Source organism: Streptomyces sp. AV19, from assembly GCF_015999245.1.
In the GTDB taxonomy this organism is placed as follows: Bacteria; Actinomycetota; Actinomycetes; order Streptomycetales; family Streptomycetaceae; genus Streptomyces.
Genome location: NZ_JAEAMR010000047.1, coordinates 1 through 2,988, shown reverse-complemented (window position 1 = coordinate 2,988; position 2,988 = coordinate 1). Strand labels below are relative to the sequence as shown.

1 protein-coding gene is annotated in these 2,988 nt (G+C 69.6%); it reads left to right on the top strand.

From position 1 onward, the window contains the following. Positions 1–1,844: 1,844 nt before the first annotated feature. Positions 1,845–2,741 carry a LysR family transcriptional regulator gene (locus I5Q34_RS32930; RefSeq protein ID WP_199896172.1) on the top strand — a complete coding sequence of 299 codons (897 nt, stop codon included), beginning with the start codon at positions 1,845–1,847 and terminating at the stop codon, positions 2,739–2,741. The last annotated feature ends 247 nt before the right edge of the window (positions 2,742–2,988 follow it).

Here is a 2,988-nt window from a genome sequence, read left to right as displayed (position 1 = left end):
TCATGTACTTCTCGACCGTGGCCCGGTTGACCCGGCGCAGCTCGGCGCTGTCCGTAAAACCTTGCGACTGCACAGAATCGGACATTAGTTCCCCTCCATGGATGTCGGATGGAATGCAGGTGTACGGATGATGCAATCCGCCGCCACGGCCCCGGGACGAGCCCGGATCCGGCCTCTTTCCGAAGAGCCAACCACAGTCCCCCGGGCGGTGGTTGACGTGCCGGAGCAGCCGTTACGTGCGGATGGGTGAAGCGGTCCGTGGACCACGGACCGGCGGGGCGGAATCAGTTCGCCATGGAGCCGGCCGGAGCGGCGCGACCGCGCACAGGGTCGCCGACGCCGCGCGCCCCGCTGTATATGCGGGTGGCGCGGCCGCGACGCCCGGGCCGACCCATGCCGACCGGGTTCTCTAGTGCGAAGCCGTCGCGGCGCCCGCTCGACGGGCGGCGGCAGCGGCAGCGCAGACCGCGCTGCCGGGTGGTACGGCCGATGGACACAACTTGGTGTTCATATGGATCCCCCGTTCGGGAGCGCCGCTCGCGTAGCCGTACCGCGGGCGCCCCTGGATACACCTGTCCCGTCGGTTCCGCCAGGAACCAACGACCTGGTTGATTCTGCCCCACTGCGCGGCGTCAGACAACGGATTTCGATGTACGCCGCATGAGGACTATTTGACACGGATGGGGCTTGACTCGCAACGCCTTGGGCGTAATTGAGCCGCCCATCGGACAGAAGCAATCAAATCATGGTCCCCACCAGGGCAGTTCATCAATCTGTGACGGATGCCACAGGACCACCTCCGAGATCCACTCAACCTTCGCGACCCCGTACGAATGCGCCATGGCGTGAATTCACCGGCTGTCACGAAAAGTGCTTCACAGCGGGTCGATGCACCTCGGATATGGCTGCTATGCGCAGTTCGTATTGGCTCTCCGGCCGTGGTTGAGGGAAGCTCGGACCACCGGCCCAGGCCCCCCGACGGGCCTCGGAACCCGGTATGGAGGAGACCGGCGAGGGAAGTTGGAAATGAACATCCTCGACCGCTGCGGACATGCCGTGGCACCACCGCGCCGGTGGGGCACAGGCCGGCGGGGGCGTACGGCCGGCCGGTGGGCGGGGCCGGACAGGCCCGGGCCGTCGATCGCGGCCGCCAGGGCGATGGCCGCGTACAGGATCGGGCGTGCCGCGAGACCGGTGGCGGGTTCGGACCGATCAGTCGGCTCCGCTGCCGCGTGCTCACACTGAGGCACGCCACCGCGAAGACCGCGGTGAAACCGATCGGCGCAGGGAACGACCCCCAGCGACTTCGTGTCGCGCCGCGCCGCGCCGCGCCAGCTGAGACGGCCACCCAAAGCCGTACCGATACCGTCGCCGCCGTGAAACCGGTCAGGACCATGGCGATGGCCGATGGTGCCGCGCGGCCGTGCGGCGGCCGCCGTCGCGAGCACCGCCCGACCAGGACAGCGCACGCCGGCACGTACACCGTGACCACCTGACCCGGCACCGCGTCGGCGGCATTCGGCACTCACTCCCCTCTCATGCAGGGCCCACAATCCAGCGGATGTGACGAACCGTCACCTCAAACATGAAGCGGATCGGCACTGCGGGGATCAACGGCATCCCGGGACGCGGAAGTTGACGACGCCGACGGCGACATACACGCACGCCGGGGCGCCGGTAAACGGCACGCAAAGTCACGATGCCGGCGAGCAACTTCCGCGCCTCGCACGGTGTATGCGTGCCGTCCGGCATACGGTCGCCGCCGGGGGCGCCGACTCGTATGATCCCGCAGGGGAGTTCATAAGTCCAATACGCAGTGCGTCTGGCTGATATAATCAATCCTTATGGAGATCAGGCAATTGGAGTACTTCGTAGCCGTGGCGGAGGAAAGGAGTTTCACCAAAGCGGCGGCCAAATTGCACGTCGCCCAGCCCGGTGTGAGCACTCAAATTCGCCAGCTCGAAAGGGAACTGAAGCAGAAGCTCCTGGACCGCACCGGGCGCACGGTGCTCCTGACGGAGGTCGGCGCGGCGGTGCTGCCGTACGCGCGCGCCGCGCTGGCGGCGGTGGCCGGGGTGCGGCAGGCCGTCGACGAGCACACGGGGCTGCTGCGCGGGCGGGTCTCGGTCGGGATGGTCACCTCGTCGGCCTCGGCCTACGACCTGCCGCGACTGCTCGCGGACTTCCACCGGGAGCATCCCGCGATCGAGATCACGCTCTCCGAATCCACGTCGGACCACCTGCTCACCGCGCTGCGCGCCGGGCACTTCGACGCGGTGGCGATCTCCCCGTCGACCACCGTGCCGCCCGGGGTGGAGACAATGACCGTGGCCGACGAACCGCTCGTCGCGGCGGTCAGCCCGGACCATCCCCTCGCCGGCCACGAGCGCCTGCGCCTCGTCGACCTGCGCGACGAGCCCCTCATCGTCTTCCACCAGAGCGTGGGGGCGCGGGCGACGGTGGAGGAGGCGTGCGCGGAGGCGGGGTTCCCGCCGCGGATCGCCTTCGAGGCGAGCGACCCCAATCTCCTGGCGGAGCTCGCGGTGAAGGGGCTCGGGGTGGCGATTCTGCCGGCGCCGTTCGCGGCGATCCGGCCGACGACGCTGTGCGGAATTCCGCTGACGGATCCGTCGATGCGGGGGTCGATCGCTTTTGCGTGGCGGGAGAACGGGTCTGCGAATCCGGCGGCGAATGCGTTGATTCGGCATCTGCAGAAGGCGATGCGGGGTGGTGAGGTCTAGGTCGGTTCGCCCCGGTCCCTCCCCCGGAGGGGGTGCCCCCGCTTTCACCGTTTCCGCGGGGGCTGAGCCCCTGCGCCGCCCCGGGGGTGCGGGGTGTGCGCCGGGGACGCGCGAGCCGCGGGGGCGGGGCTGAGCCTCTGCGCCGCCCCGGGGAGCGCGGTGTGCGCCGGGGACGCGGGGCGCGCCCCTGCACCCCGCCGGGGGCTGCGCCCTCTGGACCCCGACCGGGGTTGCGCTCCCGGTCCCT